The sequence below is a fragment of the Kocuria sp. KSNUG genome (genome assembly GCF_049532735.1).
GTDB lineage: Bacteria > Actinomycetota > Actinomycetes > Actinomycetales > Micrococcaceae > Kocuria > Kocuria rhizophila.
Window position 1 is genome coordinate 546,560 of the sequence record NZ_CP150981.1, and the last position, 19,053, is coordinate 565,612.

At 67.6% G+C, this 19,053-nt stretch carries 12 protein-coding genes; 5 read left to right on the forward strand and 7 right to left on the reverse strand.

Annotated elements, in window-relative coordinates; translation table 11 throughout:
- The first annotated feature begins 48 nt into the window (after positions 1 to 48).
- The 5 genes from AABM36_RS02380 to AABM36_RS02400 all read left to right on the forward strand — a co-directional run bounded on the left by AABM36_RS02380 (position 49) and on the right by AABM36_RS02400 (position 10,031).
- Positions 49 to 6,828, forward strand: a complete 6,780-nt coding sequence (locus AABM36_RS02380; RefSeq protein ID WP_423447162.1) for a DUF3320 domain-containing protein — start codon at positions 49 to 51, stop codon at positions 6,826 to 6,828.
- A 142-nt stretch (positions 6,829 to 6,970) separates the two neighbouring features.
- On the forward strand, positions 6,971 to 7,588 hold the full coding sequence (locus AABM36_RS02385) for a DUF4396 domain-containing protein (protein WP_423447164.1): 618 nt from the start codon (positions 6,971 to 6,973) through the stop codon (positions 7,586 to 7,588).
- Between the two features lie 106 nt (positions 7,589 to 7,694).
- Entirely contained in the window at positions 7,695 to 8,333 is a 639-nt protein-coding gene (locus AABM36_RS02390; RefSeq protein WP_423447166.1) for a YdhK family protein, read from the forward strand.
- A 183-nt stretch (positions 8,334 to 8,516) separates the two neighbouring features.
- Entirely contained in the window at positions 8,517 to 8,639 is a 123-nt protein-coding gene (ykgO, locus tag AABM36_RS02395) for a type B 50S ribosomal protein L36 (protein WP_055085155.1), read from the forward strand.
- A 174-nt stretch (positions 8,640 to 8,813) separates the two neighbouring features.
- Entirely contained in the window at positions 8,814 to 10,031 is a 1,218-nt protein-coding gene (locus tag AABM36_RS02400; RefSeq protein ID WP_423447168.1) for a cation:proton antiporter, read from the forward strand.
- 6 nt (positions 10,032 to 10,037) lie between these two features.
- Here AABM36_RS02400 and AABM36_RS02405 read toward each other — a convergent pair whose 3' ends face one another.
- From AABM36_RS02405 to AABM36_RS02435, 7 genes are all read right to left on the reverse strand, one after another.
- On the reverse strand, positions 10,038 to 10,730 hold the full coding sequence (locus AABM36_RS02405) for a response regulator (RefSeq protein ID WP_423447170.1): 693 nt from the start codon (positions 10,728 to 10,730) through the stop codon (positions 10,038 to 10,040).
- Positions 10,708 to 13,428, reverse strand: coding sequence for an ATP-binding protein (locus tag AABM36_RS02410; protein ID WP_423447171.1), 2,721 nt, complete (start codon positions 13,426 to 13,428; stop codon positions 10,708 to 10,710). The genes AABM36_RS02405 and AABM36_RS02410 overlap by 23 nt, the downstream gene beginning before the upstream one ends.
- 1 nt (position 13,429) lies before the next feature.
- Complete coding sequence (gene kdpC, locus AABM36_RS02415; RefSeq protein ID WP_059281275.1) at positions 13,430 to 14,047, reverse strand: potassium-transporting ATPase subunit KdpC; 618 nt, start codon at positions 14,045 to 14,047, stop codon at positions 13,430 to 13,432.
- Positions 14,048 to 14,104: 57 nt separating this feature from the next.
- Complete coding sequence (gene kdpB / locus AABM36_RS02420; RefSeq protein WP_423447174.1) at positions 14,105 to 16,261, reverse strand: potassium-transporting ATPase subunit KdpB; 2,157 nt, start codon at positions 16,259 to 16,261, stop codon at positions 14,105 to 14,107.
- Positions 16,258 to 17,934 (reverse strand): potassium-transporting ATPase subunit KdpA, encoded by a 1,677-nt coding sequence (gene kdpA, locus AABM36_RS02425; protein ID WP_423447176.1) that lies wholly within the window; start codon positions 17,932 to 17,934, stop codon positions 16,258 to 16,260. The genes kdpB and kdpA overlap by 4 nt, the downstream gene beginning before the upstream one ends.
- On the reverse strand, positions 17,934 to 18,023 hold the full coding sequence (locus tag AABM36_RS02430) for a potassium-transporting ATPase subunit F (protein ID WP_065118165.1): 90 nt from the start codon (positions 18,021 to 18,023) through the stop codon (positions 17,934 to 17,936). Before AABM36_RS02430 ends, kdpA begins: the two co-directional genes overlap by 1 nt.
- A gap of 349 nt (positions 18,024 to 18,372) precedes the next feature.
- Positions 18,373 to 19,002, reverse strand: a complete 630-nt coding sequence (locus AABM36_RS02435; protein ID WP_423447178.1) for a TetR/AcrR family transcriptional regulator — start codon at positions 19,000 to 19,002, stop codon at positions 18,373 to 18,375.
- Between the last annotated feature and the right edge of the window lie 51 nt (positions 19,003 to 19,053).

Below are 19,053 nucleotides of genomic sequence, written 5' to 3' on the forward strand. Positions count from 1 at the left end.
GCTGATAGTTTCAACCTCAACAACTTAATTTGCGAAGGCGATCCCCCCATGCGCACTCCTCAAACCTACGAAACTGCCCTCCAAGGCGGTGCGGTCCTTGCCCACACCCTGCGTCCGCTGGTGGAGGATCATGCCCCTGTGCCGGGCGATCCAGAATCCTGGATAGAGCTCATTTCGCGTGCTGACTTTCAGAGACTTGGTCGGCATAATGCGGAATATGCCTTGAATGACCCGCGGGTAATTCTCAAGACAATCATCTTCCACTCCGAACGATTTAACGGGCTCTTCGACCGAACGGACATCGGATGGGCCACCGAAGCCCTTCGTGTCCTTAACCTCGCCAACTCGGCCAATACGAGCATGTCCTCCAGCACTGTGATCGCTGGCCTGGAAGCAATGGAGCTCATTCTCGATGTCGTGGACGCCGACAAAGCTTCTCGGCGGATTGCGGAACTTGCCGACGGGCGAACTTTCGAATATGAAGAACTCCTGGCTGGACTTGAACCCCTCCCGACAACATCCGAAGACCTCGTGCGGCCCGTGGAGCCTGCGATTAGGCCAACGATCGATCCAGCGGCCGAACCCATAGCGCCCCCCGCGACAGCCGAGGCGGCAGATCCGGAGAATGAGGGTACCGCTTCTACATCAGGCGATTTCGCCCCCGGGGCCTCCTCGTCTCACCATGATGAGGAACGTGGTGGGCAGCAACCCCCCGAGCATGATGGGGAGCCAGCAGACAACGGATACCAGACGCCCGAAGAGCGTTTGAACGAGGACCTGGATCCCTACCGGGATGTTCAGCCAGGCTGTCAGACCGCCCACTTCGAGCAGGGGCCCGTCAAGGTTGAGGTCCGATACCGAGAGGCAATCAATTTTGCCCTGGCCCACAACAACGTGAGCCCCGTGGTTCAAATTCTTGCCGGTCACACGGACCAGACCGCATCACATTCGGTAGATGAGATCGTTGTGACCTTGGGAGACGATCACCATACCGTGACTGCGGACCCGCTTCGCCTCAAGCCCATCTCCCTCCCGGCGGTTCGAGAAGACCGGGAGTATGAGCTGCAGGAACGAGACAGCTCTTACCTCGCGTGGTACATGCCCGCCCGACAATTTGCCGACATCGACGAGGCAACCCAGACCAGCCTACGAATCAATGTGGTCATCGACGGCCACCGGCACACCCACACCCGCCCGGTGGCTTTGCTGGCTCACAACGAGTGGTACGCACGCTCCATCCCCGAGCTGCTGGCGGCCTTCGTGACGCCGAACAGCAAGGCGCTCGTACCGCTCATGAACCGCGCCAGCGAAATTCTGCGAGACGCTACGGGCTCGTCATCACTCGAGGGATACCAGTCGGGCGCTGATAGGGCACGGCTTATCGCGGAAGCGATCTTTCGGGCCGTCCAGGAGCTGGAGCTCAGCTACGTCAACCCGCCTGCGTCCTTCGAAACCACGGGGCAGAAGATCCGTCGAGTCGACGAGGTGGTTGAAGACCGGATGGGAACCTGCTTGGACCTCAGCGTCCTGTATGCGGCGGCCCTGGAACAGGCGGGCTTGAATCCCGTGATCGTGCAAGCACCGGGACATGCCTTCGCTGGGTTCCTGACCGAGGACATCCAGCTCGCAGAGCTCGCCCTGGCGGATCGGGGCATGATCGACAACGTTGTGCACAGTGGATTGCTCGTTCCTGTAGAGATGACGGCAGTTACGGGCAAGAGCTCATGGAGCGACGCCCAACGAGCGACGGAAGCACACTTTGATGGCGAGATCGATCACGTGCTGGATATCGCCGCCGCCCACCGCCGGGTGAAGCCGTTGCCCCGCATTCGCACCAATAGCGCGGGAGAGGTCGTGGAGCTGGTCGAGGAGCGCCCAGCGCCTACCCCCATTCCGTTGAGCGTTCACGAGGAGGCCGTGGAACCGGCCTCCTACAGAGAGTCTGAGGAGAAGAACTTCCCGCCGAGGATCCGCTCGTGGCGGCATTCGCTGCTGGACCTCTCTCTGCGGAACCCGTTGCTCAAGCTACCAAGCCGGGCTATGTCCCTGGCGGTTGCCGAGCGCTCCCTTGCACGCTTGGAGGACATGCTGGCCGCGGGGCAGCGGTTCACGGTGCGGGCCCATGATGACATCGCGGAACTGGCAACTGCCGCCGGGCATCAGACGGCGCGTGAACTGGGCGATGACGCCCTTGATCGCATTCTCATCGCGGAGAAGACCCTGTACGCGAACGTCTCCGTTTCGAGTTATTCGTCGCGCTTGGATAGGTTGCGCCGGGATGCCAAGCTAGCTCTTGATGAATCCGGTGCCAACAACTTGTTCGTCACCCTGGGAGCGCTGGCCTGGAAGACTGCTACGGATCAGCAAGCACTTGCGCCATTATTCCTACTCCCCGTGCGATTGGAGGGTGGGAAAAAACAAAAGTATCGGCTATCGATCGACGAAGGAGCGAAGGCCGAGCCCAACTGGTGTCTCATCGAAAAACTCCGGGCGGAATTCAACCTGAGTATCCCCGTCTTGGCGGAGCCCCCTGAGGATGCGCACGGCATCGACATCCCGCGGGTGCTGCGCGAAATCCGCACCGCATTGGCAGTAGAGAAAGTGGCCTTCCACGTTAAGCCGGATGTTCGTCTGGCTATCCTGCAGTTCGCCACTGTAGAGATGTGGCGAGATCTCGGGGAGCATTGGGAGGAATTCCTGGGGAATCCCGTGGTCAAGCACCTCGTGGAGTCGCCCCTCGAGAACTTCGAGGACCCGGTCCCCGCCCCGACGGTGACCGAACTCCTGGAAGCTGATGCGGTCCTTCCTGTGCCGGTGGATGGCTCTCAGCTTGAGGCAATCGCCTGGGCCAGCGCAGGACGAACTTTCGTACTGGAAGGCCCTCCGGGAACGGGTAAATCCCAGACGATCACCAACATGATTGCCAACAGCCTTGATAAGGGGAAAAAGGTCCTCTTTGTAGCTGAGAAGCAGGCGGCCCTGGAAGTCGTGCGTACTCGACTCGATCGAGTGGGGCTCGCCCCTCTGACCCTTCAAGTCCACGGCCGGAGCCAGACTGTGGGGGATGTCCGGCGCCAACTGCTCGAATCCTGGGAGGCGGAGGCGCAGGGCAACAGTGCCGCCTTCAGAGCCCTTAAACAAGATTTCCGGAGGTCCATCGAGTCCCTGGCGGCCTATCCCCAGAAGCTGCACGGCAGTTCCGACCGTGCGTTGTCGGTGTGGCAAGCACACCAGGATTTCTTGGGGCTAGTGCATCAGAGCGCGCAGCTCGGGGGCGGGTCTGAGATGGAGAACATCACCGTCCCACCGCGCCTGATTCGCGACGCGACAGAGGCGGAGCGGGTCGCGGCCATCGCTGGTCGTGCGGAGAAGGCGCTCAAGGCCTTGGGCCCTCATCGAATGGCCGACGATCCTTGGCGGATCGCTGGCCCTGTCGCTAGCGCCGTCACTGAGGAACCCGACGGCCCCACCGCCATGCACTATGTCCGAGAATTTTTGGCGCAGCATGACCGGTTGGGAGAGCAGGGTAAGGCACTCTTCCGCCGCTATCCGGACCCTGCGTCGTGGACGCTGCTTGCCGATTGGCTCCAGGATGTTCGCGTCGGCCGTCATATGCCAGTGGCAGATTATCGGGAAGTGACTCAACGCGTCCCTGACTGGGAAGCCTCCATGGACTTGCTTCTGGCTGACGTCCGGCAGTTCGTCCACGAGCTTGGAGACTTTGCTGCCGCTCTGCGCCCGCAAACCTGGGGGGTCAATACAGATGACCTGCAACGCCAGATCCGGGATGCCCAGAAGAAGCTATTCGGCGGCAAACGAGCGCTGGGTGAGATCCAGCAACAGGTGGAAGGCATGGTCTTGCCGACGGCGCTCCACCTGACAGCGGATGCAAAAGTCTTCCTCAATCACTTGAGCTGGGCACAAGAGCGGGCTCAGAAGATCGACATGGATGCGGAACGGCTGCTGCCCGGCAGAGCGGGATGGACGATCCGAGATCCCCGTCAAGTTGGTCTGCCGGAAGATGTCCTTCAACGTGCCCGGCTTGTGCGTAGCATCCGGCGAGTGTTCTCGGATAGTGACATCGCGTCCTTCGAGAACGGTGCAATGGCCCTGGATATGGCGGGCTACACCAACGCATGGCAAGACATGCTCCGAGCGCTGAATGCAGACACCGAGTCACTGGCCCAATGGCAGGGAAGTAATGACCTGCTGTCTGTCATTGACCGAAGTAGCGAGGGCTGGCGTGATCAGGCGGAGCGTGACCGCACCGCTGGTCTCCGGCGGTACCAACGTGCGCTGGAATCCGTGCGCGCCCTGGCAGCTTGTGGGCTCACGGATCTTTCCGAAGGGTTGGCCAGCGGCTCCGTCCCCGCGGACGAGTTAGCTGCGCGCCTCCGGCTGCGGATAGCGCGAGAACAGCTGGCTGATCGGTTGGACGATATGGACCTCCTCCAGTTCGACCCCCGGGAGCGATCGCGAAGGGTTGACGAATACAAGGCCCTCAATGACCGAGTGCGATCGGAGCTCCGGACCGAGCTCCCGTCTCGTCTCCTTCGCCAAAGGGGATTGAAGAAGTTTCGGTTGAGTTCCTCACAGGTGCAGTTGCGTCGTGAGATGGACCGGAAGCGCGGAGGTACCATTCGCCAACTCATCGAGTCGTCAGGGGATGCCATTTTGGACGTCACGCCCTGCATGTTGATGAGTCCCTCAAGCGTGGCGAAGAACCTGCCCGTGGGGACGCTGAATTTTGACATGGTTATTTTTGATGAGGCCTCTCAGATCAAGGTGGCGGACGCGATTGGCTCCCTGGGGCGCGCGAAATCCGCGGTCGTCGTCGGCGACTCCCAGCAAATGCCACCGTCCTCCATGTTCGCGTCTGGCGCTTCGGAAGACGATGACACTGAATCTCAGGAAGCCGTAGTCGCTAGCGATCAGGAGTCCATTCTGTCGGAAGCGGTGAGCGCCAACCTGGAGCGCAAGATGCTCACTTGGCACTACCGCAGTCAAGATGAGTCGCTCATTGCCTACTCCAACCAGCGGTACTACCAGGGGGAGCTTTCCACCTTCCCCGCCCCGCCCCTCGCGCGACCGGGTTTTGGAATAACTCTCAAGAGGGTGAACGGCCACTTCGATGGCGGTGACCGTAAAGCAACTCGCACCAACCGGGTGGAAGCTGAATTGATCGTGAACGATGTGATCAATCGACTGGAGAGCGACCCCGAGACGTCCATTGGTGTTGTGACCTTTAACAAGCAGCAGCAGACGTTGATCCAGGATCTCCTGGAGGAGCTGGATAACCCGGCCGTACGCGAGGCCCTGTCTAAGGACGAGGATGCCCTCATCGTGAAAAACTTGGAGAACATGCAGGGGGACGAGCGAGACGTCATCCTCTTCTCTTTGGCGTTCTCTCCCGATCCTGTAACCAAGAAAATGCGGTTGCAATTCGGGCCTCTGTCGGCACAGGGTGGGCACCGCCGGCTCAACGTGGCGATCACGCGGGCACGGCGCGAAGTGGTAATCTACAGCTCTTTCGATCCTGAACACATCGATTTGCAGCGGACGAGTTCTGAAGGGATGAAGCATCTCAGGGAGTACCTGCTCTTCGCACGGGAAAACACAGAAACTCCGATGACGGATTCTGCTGCGCGAACTCGAGAACTCCATCGAGAGGACGTTGCAGCGGCGTTCCGTGACGCGGGGTTCGAGGTCTACGAGGAGTTTGGGATGTCCAAGTTCCGGGTGGATCTGGCGGTGCGTGCGGAGGACTCGCCCCAGTGGTTCGCGCTGATGCTCGATGGGCCTGCTTGGGCGCGGCGCTCCACTGTGTCAGATCGCGATGCTGTGCCCGCGCAGGTGCTGACCCAGATGGGCTGGGCAGATGTCATTCAAATCTGGCTACCCAGCTGGTGGCAGAACCGCGAGCAGGCCATACAGGACGCGCGAGATCGCATGACGGTTATCTCGGAGCGCCTCCTCGCCGCAGAAGCAGTCAATGCCGTGTCGCAGCGGGCTGACGAGCATCAGGATGAAGGGGCGGCCACCCAGTCAATGGGGGGTGACGACGACTTGGGCAGCAACATCACTCAGCATCTCGCTCCGGGAGAGGAGCTTGAATCCGTCACGGACGCGCGCTCAGTGAATGACACCCATAAACACGTCATGTCGGTCATGAACCAGGTGCTACAGGACTCCCCCCAGCCAGCGCCCGAATTGAATTCCGACGTTGAACCGACTGACATGGATCCCGCGCGAAAAGAGATCGAGGTTCGCCCGTTCCGGGCCGCACCCGTGCCACATGTCGGGGATTTGAATGTCTTGGACGCCCTACCGTCGCGAACGAGCCGCCAGCGTGTGGCTGAACAGCTAGAAGATGTCATTGAGGCAGAAGGTCCATTGCTAGCTAAGGAATTGGCATCCAACGTGGCAGCACGGTTCTCGCTTGGAAAGACTAATTCTCGACGACGTGAGCAAATCCTCCAGTGTGTGCCGCGGGACATTCGCAGGACTACCGCCGGGGGAGTGGCCTGCTACTGGCCGCGCGGTGTGGACTCCGCTACGTGGAATATTGTGCGAGTGGGAAATGAGGATGGGGCGCCTCGTGATATTACGTCCATCCCGCCCCAGGAGATTGAAAACGCGGTGGTGTTCGTGCTCGGGAAGTCATCGCGGGCCTTGCCGTTCGCCGAGGTTACGGCTCGACTCAACCGCCTCATGGGCTATGGGAGGACTGGTAGTCGCATCGCTGATGCCTATCTGGAGGCCCTGGGTCGGCTGTCCGATAGTGGCGATGTCATTCGCGAGGGGGATCTCTACCGGCTTAGGCGATAGGGCGTAGGGGGTCGGGTGCATGAGGAGCCCGCTCACCCGACCCCTGGGAATTGGAGCCATGGGCACGAGGCGGTCACAACCTGACCCAGGTCGGCACTGTCACACATGACTGCATACCCCCCTAGGGTATACACTCAATGCCATGACCACGCCCGCCACCTCTCACTCCACCCACCATCCAGACCTCCACGCGGGTCACGACATGCACGACCACACCACCTCCGACCACCCAGGCCACGACATGTCCAACATGGCCGCCAGCGCCACCCTCCACTGCCTCACCGGCTGCTCCATCGGTGAGATCCTCGGCCTGATCCTGGCCACCGTGTTCGGGTGGGGCAACGTCACGAGCACCGCCGTGGCCATCGCCCTGGCCTTCGTGTTCGGCTACGCCCTGTCCTCCCTGCCCCTGCTGCGCTCGGGCATCAGCGTGGGTCAGGCCCTGCGCCTCGTGCTTGCCGCGGACACCGTCTCCATCCTCACCATGGAGGTCGTGGACAACCTCGTCATGTGGCTGGTCCCCGGCGCCATGGATGCCGGCCTGCTGGACGCCCTGTTCTGGGGTTCCATGGCCCTGTCCCTCGTGATCGCGTACTTCGCGGCGTATCCGGTGAACAAGGCCCTGCTGCGCCGCGGCAAGGGCCACGCCATCACCCACCATGCCTCCGGCGGCGGCCCCATGGACAACCGTCCCCTGGCGTACGGCATCAGCGCGTTCATGCTCGGCGGCTTCGTCGCCTCCCTCGGCACCCTGCTGTAGGGGCCCACGAGCGCGGGGCCTTGGCCCCCTCCACAGGTTCCGAGCAAGAAACCGCTCGCACCGGGGGCTCCGAACCCCGGGCGAGTCCGCAGAAAGGATCCTTCCCATGCGTCGACTTCCCCTCACCTTCGCCGGTCTCGCCATCCTGGTGGCCGCCACCGCCTGCTCCGCCGGCACCGACTCCGCGGACCACTCCGCGCACCAGGGCCACGAGACCAGCGCGAGCGACAGCGCGACGAGCCAGGCGGCGTCGTCGCCCGCGAGCGGCTCACCCAGCGCGAGCCAGGGTGGGCACGAGCACGGCCAGGAGCACATGCACGCCATGGACGGTGGCCCCGCCCCGGAGGGCATTGCCGCCGCGGAGAACCCCACCTACCCCGTGGGCACGCAGGTCACGCTGACCACCGACCACATGGAGGGCATGAAGGACGCCCCGGCCACCGTGGTGGGTGCCTACAAGACCGTGACCTACGCCGTGAACTACACCCCCACAGACGGCGGGCCCGAGGTCACCGACCACAAGTGGGTGGTCCAGGAGGAGCTCCAGGACGCAGGTTCCGAGCGCCTCGCGGACGGCACCGAGGTCACCATCGAAGCCGACCACATGGAGGGCATGAAGGGTGCGAAGGGCACCATCGCCTCTTCCACCACGCAGACCGTCTACATGGTCGACTACGAGGCCGACGGCATGACCATGACCAACCACAAGTGGGTCGTGGAGGACGAGCTCGCCCCGCGCCGCTGACGCCACCGGCAGACCACAGCGGATGACGACGCCGCGAGGCCCCCTCTCCCCGCCCCGCGCCCGGGAGCCCCGCGCCCAGGTGCGTGGCGCCCGGGAGCCCGCGTGCGGCGTCGTCGTCCAGGGCGTGGCCGCGAATGGTAATCTGAGAACCGTTCGCAAAAGCCCCTACGCAAGGAGACCCCGGTGAAGGTCCGCAACTCCCTCCGCTCCCTCAAGAAGGTCCCCGGCTCGCAGGTGGTCCGCCGCCGCGGGAAGACCTACGTGATCAACAAGAAGAACCCCCGCATGAAGGCGCGTCAGGGCTGACACGCCTCGGGGCCGGGGTGCCTGGGCAGGGCCCCGGGCACGGCGGCAGGTGACCCCGGGCCGCACGCTCCGCGCCGCGGGCGAGGTGGCAAAATGTTCCCGGGCGAACCCCGAGGCACCCGGACCGCCCTCCGCTGACAGTCCGCCCCTCGACGAATCCGGAGACCCGCCTCCATGTTCCTCACGGCCTCCGTCATCCTGGCAGCCATCGTGGTGTGGTCGCTCGTGTCCGGGCGGCTGACCCGCTGGTACGTGACCGCACCCATCGCGCTGATCCTGCTGGGTATGGCCGCGGGGTGGGAGACCTCGGAGCCGCTGATCGACGCGCTCACGAGTCCCGGTGTGGAGCGCACCGTGGAGGTGGTGCTGTCCCTGCTGCTGTTCCTGGACGCCCTGGAGGTCAAGGACGCCCCGCGCAGCAGCCGGCGAGGACCGGTGCTGAGGGTGCTGTTCCTGGCGCTGCCGCTCAGCCTGATCGTGATGTTCTTCGCGGCCGGGGTCATCCTCCCTGAGCTGCGGCTGTCCCTGTACCTGGTGCTCGCGTGCATCCTGGTACCCAGTGACCTGGCCCCGGCCTCCTCCCTGCTCAAGGACGAACGGATCCCCCTGCGGGTCCGCAACCTGCTGACCGCGGAGAGCGGCTACAATGACGCCCTGGTGGCGCCCGTGTTCCTCTTCGCCCTCGCCCTGCTGGGCCAGGGCGAGCACGTGGAGGACCCCTTCGCGGCCCTGGACGAGCTGGTCCCCGCCCTGTTCCTCGCCCTCGTGGTGGGCGGCGCCGTGGGTACGGTCCTGGGAGCTGGCATCAGGGCCTCCCACACCCGCGGCTGGGCTGAGCTGCCGGCCCTGCGCCTGGTCACCCTGGCCGCCCCGCTGCTGGCCTACACCCTGGGCATGCAGGTCCACGCCAACGGCTTCGTGGCCGCCTTCATCGCGGGCATGGTCTTCCGCACGCTGGCGGGGGACATGCTCCACGAGCTCCTGGAGTTCACGGAGAGCGTGGCCACCTTCGCGATCATGCCCATCTGGTTCGTGATGGGTCAGCTCACCATGCTGGTGCTCCAGGCCGGGCCGGACTGGCGGGTGGCCCTGGTGGTCCTGATCGCCCTCACCGTGGGCCGCGCCGTCCCCGTCCTCCTGGCGACGACGCCCTCCGCCCTTTCCTGGGTGGAGCGCCTCACGGTCGCGTGGCTGGGCCCGCGCGGGATCGCCTCCCTGGTCTTCGCGCTGCTCGCCATCCAGGAGGGGGACCCGGAGCAGAACAACCTGATCGTGCAGACCGTGGTGATGCTCGTGTTCCTGTCCGTGATGCTCCACGGCCTCACCGCCCCGCTCATCGGCAGGGCCTTCGAGAAGAGGCGCGTGACCGAGGGGGGATCCAGCGCGGTCTGACCCGGCTCACACCTCCGCGCCCACCAGCCGGTACCCCATACCCTGCTCCGTGAGGATGTGCCGGGGGTTGCCCGGGTCCGCCTCCAGCTTCTTGCGCAGCTGCGAGATGTAGAGCCGCAGGTACCCGCTGTCCTGCACGTGCTCGGTGCCCCACACGTGGGTGAGCAGGGTCTGGCGGGTCACCAGCTTGCCCGCGTTGCGCAGCAGCACTTCCATGACCTGCCACTCCGTGGGCGTCAGCCGGATCTGCTTGACCCCGCCCTCCACCGTGCGGGTCACGCTGTGGGTGGCCAGGTCCACCGTCACGTCCCCCAGCCGCGCGACCGCCACGGTCTTCTCCTGCGGAATGCGCCGGGTCAGCGCGCGGATCCGGGCGAGCAGCTCGTCGATCGCGAACGGCTTGGTGATGTAGTCGTCCGCGCCGGTGTCCAGCGCCTGCACCTTGTCCGCCGCTCCCGTGCGCCCGGAGACCACCAGGATGGGCGCCTGGGACCAGCCGCGGATCCCCTGGATCACCTCGATCCCGTCCAGCTGCGGCATCCCCAGGTCCAGCAGGAACATGTCCGGCTGCTCGTCCACCGCCGCGCTCACGGCCTCCGCGCCGTTCGCCGCCGTGATCACCCGGTAGCCCTTCGCACCCAGGATGATCCGCAGCGCCCGCAGGATCTGCGGGTCGTCATCCGCGATGAGGATCTTCACCGTGAACCCCTTCCTGCCCGCGGGCACCGGCGGACGACGCCGCTGTCCCCGCCCCGCGCGAACCCGTCACCGGATCTGTCGAGCCGTTCTGCGGAGCCGCCCCGGCGTCGGAACGCACCCGGGCGGTGTGTGCGGAGTCCCCGCGCTCGCCCGTCGTGCGACCCGCCCCGCGCGCCACCGCAGCCTCGGGCGGGGAGTCCGCGAGCGGCGGCGTCGTCCCGAGCGTCTCCAGCGGCAGGGAGACCACCATGGTCAGTCCGCCGCCCGGGGTGTCCTCCGGGGTGAGTGTGCCGTGCATGGCCTCCACGAAACCACGCGAGAGCGCCAGACCGAGCCCCAGGCCCGTGGTGTTGTCCGTGTCCCCGAGCCGCTGGAACGGCAGGAACATCTCGTCGTGGCGCTCGGGGGCGATCCCGGGGCCGTGGTCGATCACGCGGATCTCCAGCCGGTCCGCGAACGTGCTGGTGGTGACCGAGACCGGAACGCCCGCGGGGGTGTGCCGCCCGGCGTTGGCCAGCAGGTTCACGAGCGCACGCTGCAGCAGCACCGGGTCCGCGAGCACCGTGGCGCCGTGGTGGGCCAGGTCCAGGCGCACCTCGGAGGGCCCCAGCTGCAGCTCGTCCAGCGCGGAGGCCACCGAGTCCGCCGGGTCCGTGGACGTGGTGCCCAGGGACAGCACGCCCGCCTGCACGCGGCTCACGTCCAGCAGGTCGTTGACCAGGGTGGCCAGCGCGGTGAGGCTCTCGTCCGCGGTGTCCATGAGCTCCTGCCGGTCTTCGGGCGTGAGCGAGTCCCCGGCCGCGCGCAGCCCGCCCACCGCCGCCGTGGCGGAGGCGAGCGGCCGGCGCAGGTCGTGGCTCAGCGCGGACAGCAGCGCACCGCGCACCCGGTCCGACGCCGCGATCGGCCCGATCTCCTCGGCTGCCGCCTGCAGCCGCTGCCGCTCCAGGGCCGCGCTCATCTGCACGGCGACGACGCTCAGCAGCCGCCGCTCGGACGAGGCCAGGTGCCCGCCGTGCAGCTCCAGGGCACCGCCGCCGTCCAGGGGCATGACCGTGGGCTCGTCCCCGGGCGCCACGTCCCCCGCGCTCGCGACCACCGTGTCTCCCGCCATGATGCGCACCCCCGGAACGCGGAACACCTCGTGCGCGCGGTCCACGAGGGCCTGCACGGCGTCCTCACCCCGCAGCACGCTGCCCGCGATGCTCTGGATCAGTTCTGACTCCGCGGCGGCCCGGCGGGCGGTGCGGGTGTAGCGGGCCGCGCGGTCCACCACGAAGCTCACGAGCGCGGCGATCACCGTGTAGAGGATCAGCGCCAGCAGGTGCAGGGGATCCGCGATGGTGATGGTGTGGATGGGGTCGATGAAGAAGTAGTCCAGCGTGAGCCCGGAGAGCACCGCCGCGAACAGCGCGGGCCAGATCCCGCCCACGAGCGCCACGACCACCACGAGCAGCTGGTACATCAGCACGTCGCTCGTGATGGCGTCCGGGGAGCGCACCCCGGCCAGCGCCACCGTGAGCACCGGGCCACCCAGCAGCGCCACCAGGAAGCCGAGCACGCGGCGTCGTGCGGAGAGCGCCCCGCCCAGCGGGGGGAGCGTGAACTGCCCGCCCGCCTGCGCGTGGGCGACCATGTGCACGTCGATCTCCCCGGACTCCTTGGTGACCGTGGCCCCGATGCCCGGTCCCGTGAAGGCCGCCGCGAGCCGGCTGCGGCGGCTGGTGCCCAGCACCAGCTGCGTGGCGTTGACCGAGCGAGCGAACTCCACGAGGGCCGCGGGGACGTCGTCCCCCACCACCTGGTGGAAGGTCCCGCCGAGCTTCTCCACGAGCGCCCGCTGCTGCGCGAGTGCCGCCGGGTTCTCGGCGCGCACGCCGTCCTGCGCGATCACGTGCACGGCCAGCAGGTCCCCGCCCGCCGAGCGCGCGGCCACCCGGGCGCCGCGGCGCAGCAGGGTCTCGCCCTCGGGCCCGCCCGTCAGTGCCACGACGACGCGCTCGCGGGCCTCCCACTTGCCGTCGATGTCGTGCTCGCGGCGGTAGTGCATGAGCGCCTGGTCCACCTCGTCCGCGAGCCACAGCAGCGCGAGCTCGCGCAGCGCGGTGAGGTTGCCCAGCCGGAAGTAGTGGGACAGCGCCGCGTCCACGCGCTCGGCCGGGTAGACCAGTCCCTCCGCGAGCCGGTCCCGCAGCACCTGGGGCGCCAGGTCCACCACCTCGATCTGGTGCGCGCCGCGCAGGAACCGGTCCGGCACGGTCTCCCGCTGGGCGGCGCCGGTGATGCGCTCCACCACGTCGTTGAGGGACTCGATGTGCTGCACGTTCACCGTGGAGATCACGTCGATCCCCGCGGCGAGCAGCTGTTGGACGTCCTCCCAGCGCTTCTCGTGCGCGGAGCCGGGGGCGTTGGTGTGGGCGAGCTCGTCCACCAGGGTGATGTCCGGAGCGCGCTCCAGCACGGCGGCCACGTCCATCTCCTCCAGCTCCACGTCCCGGTAGCGGGTGCGCAGCCGGGGGACCTGGGGCAGACCCTCGGTCATGGCGGCGGTGGCCGCGCGGCCGTGGGTCTCCACGACGCCGATCACCACGTCCCTGCCCTCGGCCAGCAGCGCCTTGCCCTCCGCGAGCATCCGGTAGGTCTTGCCCACGCCGGGAGCGGCGCCGAGCAGCACCCTCAGCCGCCCCGGTGCGGTCATGTCAGTGCCTCGTCTCGTCCAGTGCCAGGTTGAGCTCGGCCACGTTCACCACGCGGTCACCCACGTAGCCCAGATCGGGCTTCTTGGTGTGCTGGCTCACGAGCTCCCGCACCTGTTCTACCGGAAGACCCCGCTCCCGGGCCACGCGCTCCACCTGGATGTCCGCGTAGCGCGCGCTGATGTGGGGGTCCAGACCGGAGGAGGAGGCGGTCAGGGCGTCCGCGGGGACGTCGGACTCGGGCACCCCGTTGAGCTCCGCGATCGCCTGCTTGCGCTGGGTGATGGCCTCCACCAGGTTCTCGTTCTCTGGACCCCAGTTGGTGCCGGAGGACGACGACGCGTCGTACCCCGCGTCCCCGGCGGCCGAGGGCCGGGGCTGGAAGTACTGCGGCAGGGGGTTGCCGTCCGCGTCCGTGAAGGACTGACCGATCAGCGAGGACCCCCGGACCTCACCGTTGCCGTCCGTCATCATGGACCCGTGGCTCTGCTCGGGGAACGCGAGGTACCCGAGCCCGGTGACCACCGCGGTGTAGCCCACGCCCAGCAGCAGGGTGAGCACGATCAGGGTGCGGACGGCCACCGACATGGTGCGCCCGGAGGAGTGTGCGGCAATGCTCATGACGATCGCTTCTTTCTCGACGACTCGAAATCTCTGTGGTGCGGGGTGGGGGCCGGCTCAGAAGCCCGGGATCAACCGGACCACCAGGTCGATCAGCCAGATCCCCAGGAAGGGCATGATGATCCCGCCCAGCCCGTAGACCGCGAGGTTGCGCCCCAGGGTCTTGGACGCGTTCATGGGCCGGTACTTCACGCCGCGCAGGGCCAGCGGGACCAGGAACACGATCACGATCGCGTTGAAGATCACGGCGGAGAGCACCGCGGAGGCCGGCGAGTGCAGGCCCATCACGTTGAGCACCGCGAGCCCCGGGAACACCCCGATGAAGATCGCGGGGATGATCGCGAAGTACTTGGCGATGTCGTTGGCGATCGAGAACGTGGTGAGCGCCCCGCGGGTGATGAGCAGCTGCTTGCCGATGGCCACGATGTCGATGAGCTTGGTGGGGTCCGAGTCCAGGTCCACCATGTTCCCGGCCTCCTTGGCCGCGGAGGTGCCGGTGTTCATGGCCACGCCCACGTCCGCCTGGGCCAGCGCGGGGGCGTCGTTGGTGCCGTCCCCGGTCATGGCCACGAGGTTCCCGCCCTCCTGCTCCGTGCGGATGTACGCGAGCTTCTGCTCCGGGGTGGCCTCCGCGAGGTAGTCGTCCACGCCGGCCTCCTCCGCGATCGCCGCGGCGGTCAGGGGGTTGTCACCCGTGACCATCACGGTGCGGATGCCCATGGCGCGCAGCTGCGCGAAGCGCTCGGTGAGCCCCTCCTTGACCACGTCCTTGAGGTGCACCACGCCGAGCACGCGCGCCGCGCCGTCGGCCCGCTTGTGCGCGACCACCAGCGGGGTGCCGCCCGAGCGGGAGATCTTGGTGACGCGCTCCTGGAGCTCACCGCGGGCGGCGTCGTCCGGCTGCGCGCCGTCCTCCGAGAGCCACGCGACGATCGCGGAGCCCGCGCCCTTGCGGATCTGCGAGCCGTCCGGCAGGTCCAGCCCGGACATCCGTGTCTGCGCTGTGAAGGGCACGACGTCGCCCGCGGCCTCCTGCTCGAGGCTCGCGCCGCGCTCGCGGGCCAGGTCCACGATCGAGGAGCCCTCGGGCGTGGGGTCCGCCAGCGAGGAGAGCGCCGCGGCGTGCACGAGCTCCTCCTCGGCCACCCCGGTGAGCGGGACGAACGCGGTGGCGCGGCGGTTGCCGTAGGTGATGGTGCCGGTCTTGTCGAGCAGCAGGGTGGTCACGTCCCCGGCGGCCTCCACGGCGCGCCCGGACATGGCCAGCACGTTGCGCTGCACGAGCCGGTCCATGCCCGCGATCCCGATCGCGGAGAGCAGCGCGCCGATGGTCGTGGGGATCAGGCACACGAGCAGCGCGATCAGCACGGTCACGCTCGCGGGGCTCGCGGGGTAGGAGGCGATCGGGTTCAGGGTCAGCGTGACCACCACGAACACGATGGACAGGGAGGCCAGCAGGATGTTCAGGGCGATCTCGTTGGGGGTGCGCTGGCGGGCGGCGCCCTCCACCAGGGAGATCATCCGGTCCACGAACGTCTCACCGGGCTTGGAGGTGATCCGCACGACGATCCGGTCCGAGAGCACGCGCGTGCCGCCGGTCACCGCGGAGCGGTCCCCGCCGGACTCGCGCACCACGGGGGCGGACTCGCCGGTGATCGCGGACTCGTCCACGCTCGCGATGCCCCACACGATGTCCCCGTCCCCGGGGATCAGCTCGCCCGCGGAGACCACCACCACGTCACCCAGGGTGAGGTCCGCCGAGGACGCGTCCTCGGTGACGGCCCGCTGGGCACCCGGGTCCGCGGCGTCGTCGTAGTCCCGCACGCGGTGGGCGGTGGTGCTGGTGCGGGTCTGGCGCAGCGTCTGCGCCTGGGCTTTGCCGCGGCCCTCCGCGATGGACTCCGCGAGGTTCGCGAAGACCACGGTGAGCCACAGCCACACGGCGATCGCCCACGTGAACGTGGCGGGGACCGGGGTGCCGCCGGAGTCCTGCGCACCGCCGGCGAACAGCTCCGCCACGGCGAACACCGTGGTGACCACGGCTCCCACCCACACGATGAACATCACGGGGTTGTGCCACTGGGTGCGGGGGTCGAGCTTGCGCACGGCACCGGGCAGGGCCTCGCGCAGCTGCTGCCACGTGAGCGTTTTGCGGGGTGCGGCCGGGCGGGCCGCGGGGGCCTCGGGGCGTGCTTCGGTGACGGTGGTGCTCATGACTGCATCAGACCTTCTGCCAGGGGACCCAGCGTGAGAACGGGGAAGAACACGAGGGCGGTCACCAGGACCGCGGTGCCGGCGGTGAGCCCCACGAACAAGGGCCGGTGCGTGGGCAGGGTGCCCGCGGTCTCCGGGACCTTCTCCTGCGCCGCGAGGGAACCGGCCAGGGCGAGCACCAGGGCGATCGGGATGAACCGGCCGAACAGCATGGCCACGCCGATCGCGGCGGTGAGCCAGGGGGTGTCCGCGGTGAGGCCCGCGAACGCCGAGCCGTTGTTGTTGGCGCCGGAGGCGAACGCGTAGAGCACCTCGGAGAGCCCGTGCGGGCCGGTGTTGGTCAGGGACTCGTTCTCGATGCTGTCCCGCAGCGCGGGGATCCCGAAGCTCAGGCCCACCCCGGCGAGCACCAGCACGGGCATCACCAGGATGTAGAGGCTCGCGAGCTTCATCTCGCGCGGGCCGATCTTCTTGCCCAGGTACTCGGGGGTGCGGCCCACGAGCAGCCCGGCGACGAAGACGGCGATCACCGCGATCACGAGCATTCCGTAGAGCCCGGAGCCCACACCTCCGGGGGCCACCTCTCCCAGGAGCATGTTGAGCATGGGGACCATCCCGCCCAGGGCGGTGTAGGAGTCGTGCATCGAGTTCACCGCACCCGTGGAGGTCAGGGTGGTGGTGGCCGCGAAGAGCACGGACTGCGGGATGCCGAAGCGCGCCTCCTTGCCCTCCATGGGTCCGCCCGCGAGCTCCGGGGCGGTGCCCTGCCCGGCGGACTCGAACGCGGCCAGGGCGAACACCGAGGCCAGGTACAGCACGCCCATGACCGCGAGGATGGCGTAGCCCTGGCGGTTGTCGCCCACCAGGCGCCCGAACGTGCGGGGCAGGGAGAACGGGATCACCAGGATCAGGAAGCACTCGAAGAGGCTGGTCCACCCGGTGGGGTTCTCGAAGGGGTGGGAGGCGTTGGCGTTGTAGAAGCCGCCGCCGTTGGTGCCCAGCTCCTTGATGACCTCCTGGGAGGCCACGGGCCCGCCCGGGATGGACTGCGTGCCGCCGGCCACGGTGGTGACGTCCGTGAAGCCGTCGAAGTTCTGCACCACACCGCCCGCGATCAGGGCCAGCGCGCCCAGGATGGACAGTGGCAGCAGCACGCGCACGGTGGTGCGCAGCAGGTCCACCCAGAAGTTGCCGATCGTGCCGCTGCGCCGGTACGCGAAGCCGCGCACCAGGGCCACGGCCACCGCGATGCCCGTGGCGGCGGAGACGAAGTTCTGCACCGCCAGGCCCAGGAACTGGACGGTGTACGCGAGGTTCTCCCCCGAGTACGCCTGCCAGTTGGTGTTGGTCACGAAGGAGATGGCCGTGTTGAACGCGACCCCCGGCTCCGTGTTCTCACCGCCCACGGAGAACGGCAGCCACTGCTGGGTGCGCTGCAGCACGTACAGCAGCAGGACACCGGCCAGGGAGAAGTACAGCACCGAGCGCAGGTACGCCTGCCAGGACTGCTCCTGGTCCGCGGCCACGCCGGTCAGCTTGTAGACGGCCCGCTCGGGGGCCCAGTGCGCGGGGGACCGGAACACCCACGCCATGTAGTCGCCCAGGGGCCGGTAGGCCAGCGCGAGGGCCAGCACCAGCGTGCCCAGGGACGCGAGGAAGGGAACCCACTCCATCAGAAGCTCTCCGGGTTCACCAGGGCGAAGACCAGGTACGCGATGGCCGCGACGCCCAGCACGAACGCGATGCCGCTGAGCACGATCACAGCTTGTCCACCGCCTTGCCCACCATCACCACGACCATGAACAGGGCGACCACGCCCAGGACGTACACCACATCAAGCACTGCTGGCTCCGATCGGAGATCCCCGGCCGCAGGACGCCGGCCGGTGCACCCTCCCTGGGTGCAGAACCTCAGTAGACGCCCGCGCCCACTGCCGGGGGAGGCCTCCTCACGGAACCCATACGGGTGCCCCGCGGATCCTCACGGTTTCCTCACATCCGGGGGCTCGGGCCCAGCCTGCGGGCTCCGGGTGCAGGCCCCGGGAACGACGGCGCGCACCGGTCTTCACGGGGAAGGCGCGGTGCGCGCGGGGGTCGGGTCGGGCGGCGTCGTTAGCGGCGCCAGCGGTGCTCGAAAGTCTCCACGAGGCACGCGAGGTCGTCGGCCATCCCCGGGGCGGTGCCGCTGAGCCACTGGGTCTGCAGCCCGTCCATGGTGGCCACCAGCAGGCGGCACATGGCCGCCACGGGGGCGTCCGGGGCCAGCTCACCCGCGGCGGCGGCCTCCTCGAAGGCTGAGCGGAGCTGCGCCACGGTGGTCTCGTGGTGGCGGCGCAGCCACGCGCTGGCGGGGTGCCCGGGGTCCACGGCCTCACCGGAGACGGTGGTGAACAGCCGCACCATACCGGGGTGCTCCTCGTTGTTGCGCACCAGCTGCACGAGGGCGTGCAGGTAGTCCCAGCCCCGGGGCCGCTCACCCGCGGGGGAGAACGCCCGGGCGGTGTCGAGCTCGTCGCGGCGGTCCATCACGGCACCCAGCAGGTCGTCCTTGGTGGGGAAGTGGTGCACCAGCCCGGTGTGGCTGATGCCCGCGGCCTTCGCCACCCGGCTCATGGACGTGCCGCGGTAGCCGTCCACCGAGAACAGCTCGGAGGCCACGGCCAGGATGTCCTCCCGCCGCGCGGCGGTGTCCGCGCCGCGGGGGCGGCCGCTCGGTCGACTCGTGGTGGTTCCTGCGGGCATGGTCACTCCTTGCTGGGACGGTGCGCGGCGGGTGCTCGCACGAGCGGGCAC

Bases quoted from the DNA above. Each gene is read 5' to 3' on its own strand.
- AABM36_RS02380 (WP_423447162.1), top strand. From the start codon at position 49: ATGCGCACTCCTCAAACCTACGAAACTGCCCTCCAAGGCGGTGCGGTC.
- AABM36_RS02385 (WP_423447164.1), top strand. From the start codon at position 6,971: ATGACCACGCCCGCCACCTCTCACTCCACCCACCATCCAGACCTCCAC.
- AABM36_RS02390 (WP_423447166.1), top strand. From the start codon at position 7,695: ATGCGTCGACTTCCCCTCACCTTCGCCGGTCTCGCCATCCTGGTGGCC.
- AABM36_RS02400 (WP_423447168.1), top strand. From the start codon at position 8,814: ATGTTCCTCACGGCCTCCGTCATCCTGGCAGCCATCGTGGTGTGGTCG.
- AABM36_RS02410 (WP_423447171.1), bottom strand. From the start codon at position 13,428: ATGACCGCACCGGGGCGGCTGAGGGTGCTGCTCGGCGCCGCTCCCGGC.
- kdpC (WP_059281275.1), bottom strand. From the start codon at position 14,047: ATGAGCATTGCCGCACACTCCTCCGGGCGCACCATGTCGGTGGCCGTC.
- kdpB (WP_423447174.1), bottom strand. From the start codon at position 16,261: ATGAGCACCACCGTCACCGAAGCACGCCCCGAGGCCCCCGCGGCCCGC.
- kdpA (WP_423447176.1), bottom strand. From the start codon at position 17,934: ATGGAGTGGGTTCCCTTCCTCGCGTCCCTGGGCACGCTGGTGCTGGCC.
- AABM36_RS02435 (WP_423447178.1), bottom strand. From the start codon at position 19,002: ATGCCCGCAGGAACCACCACGAGTCGACCGAGCGGCCGCCCCCGCGGC.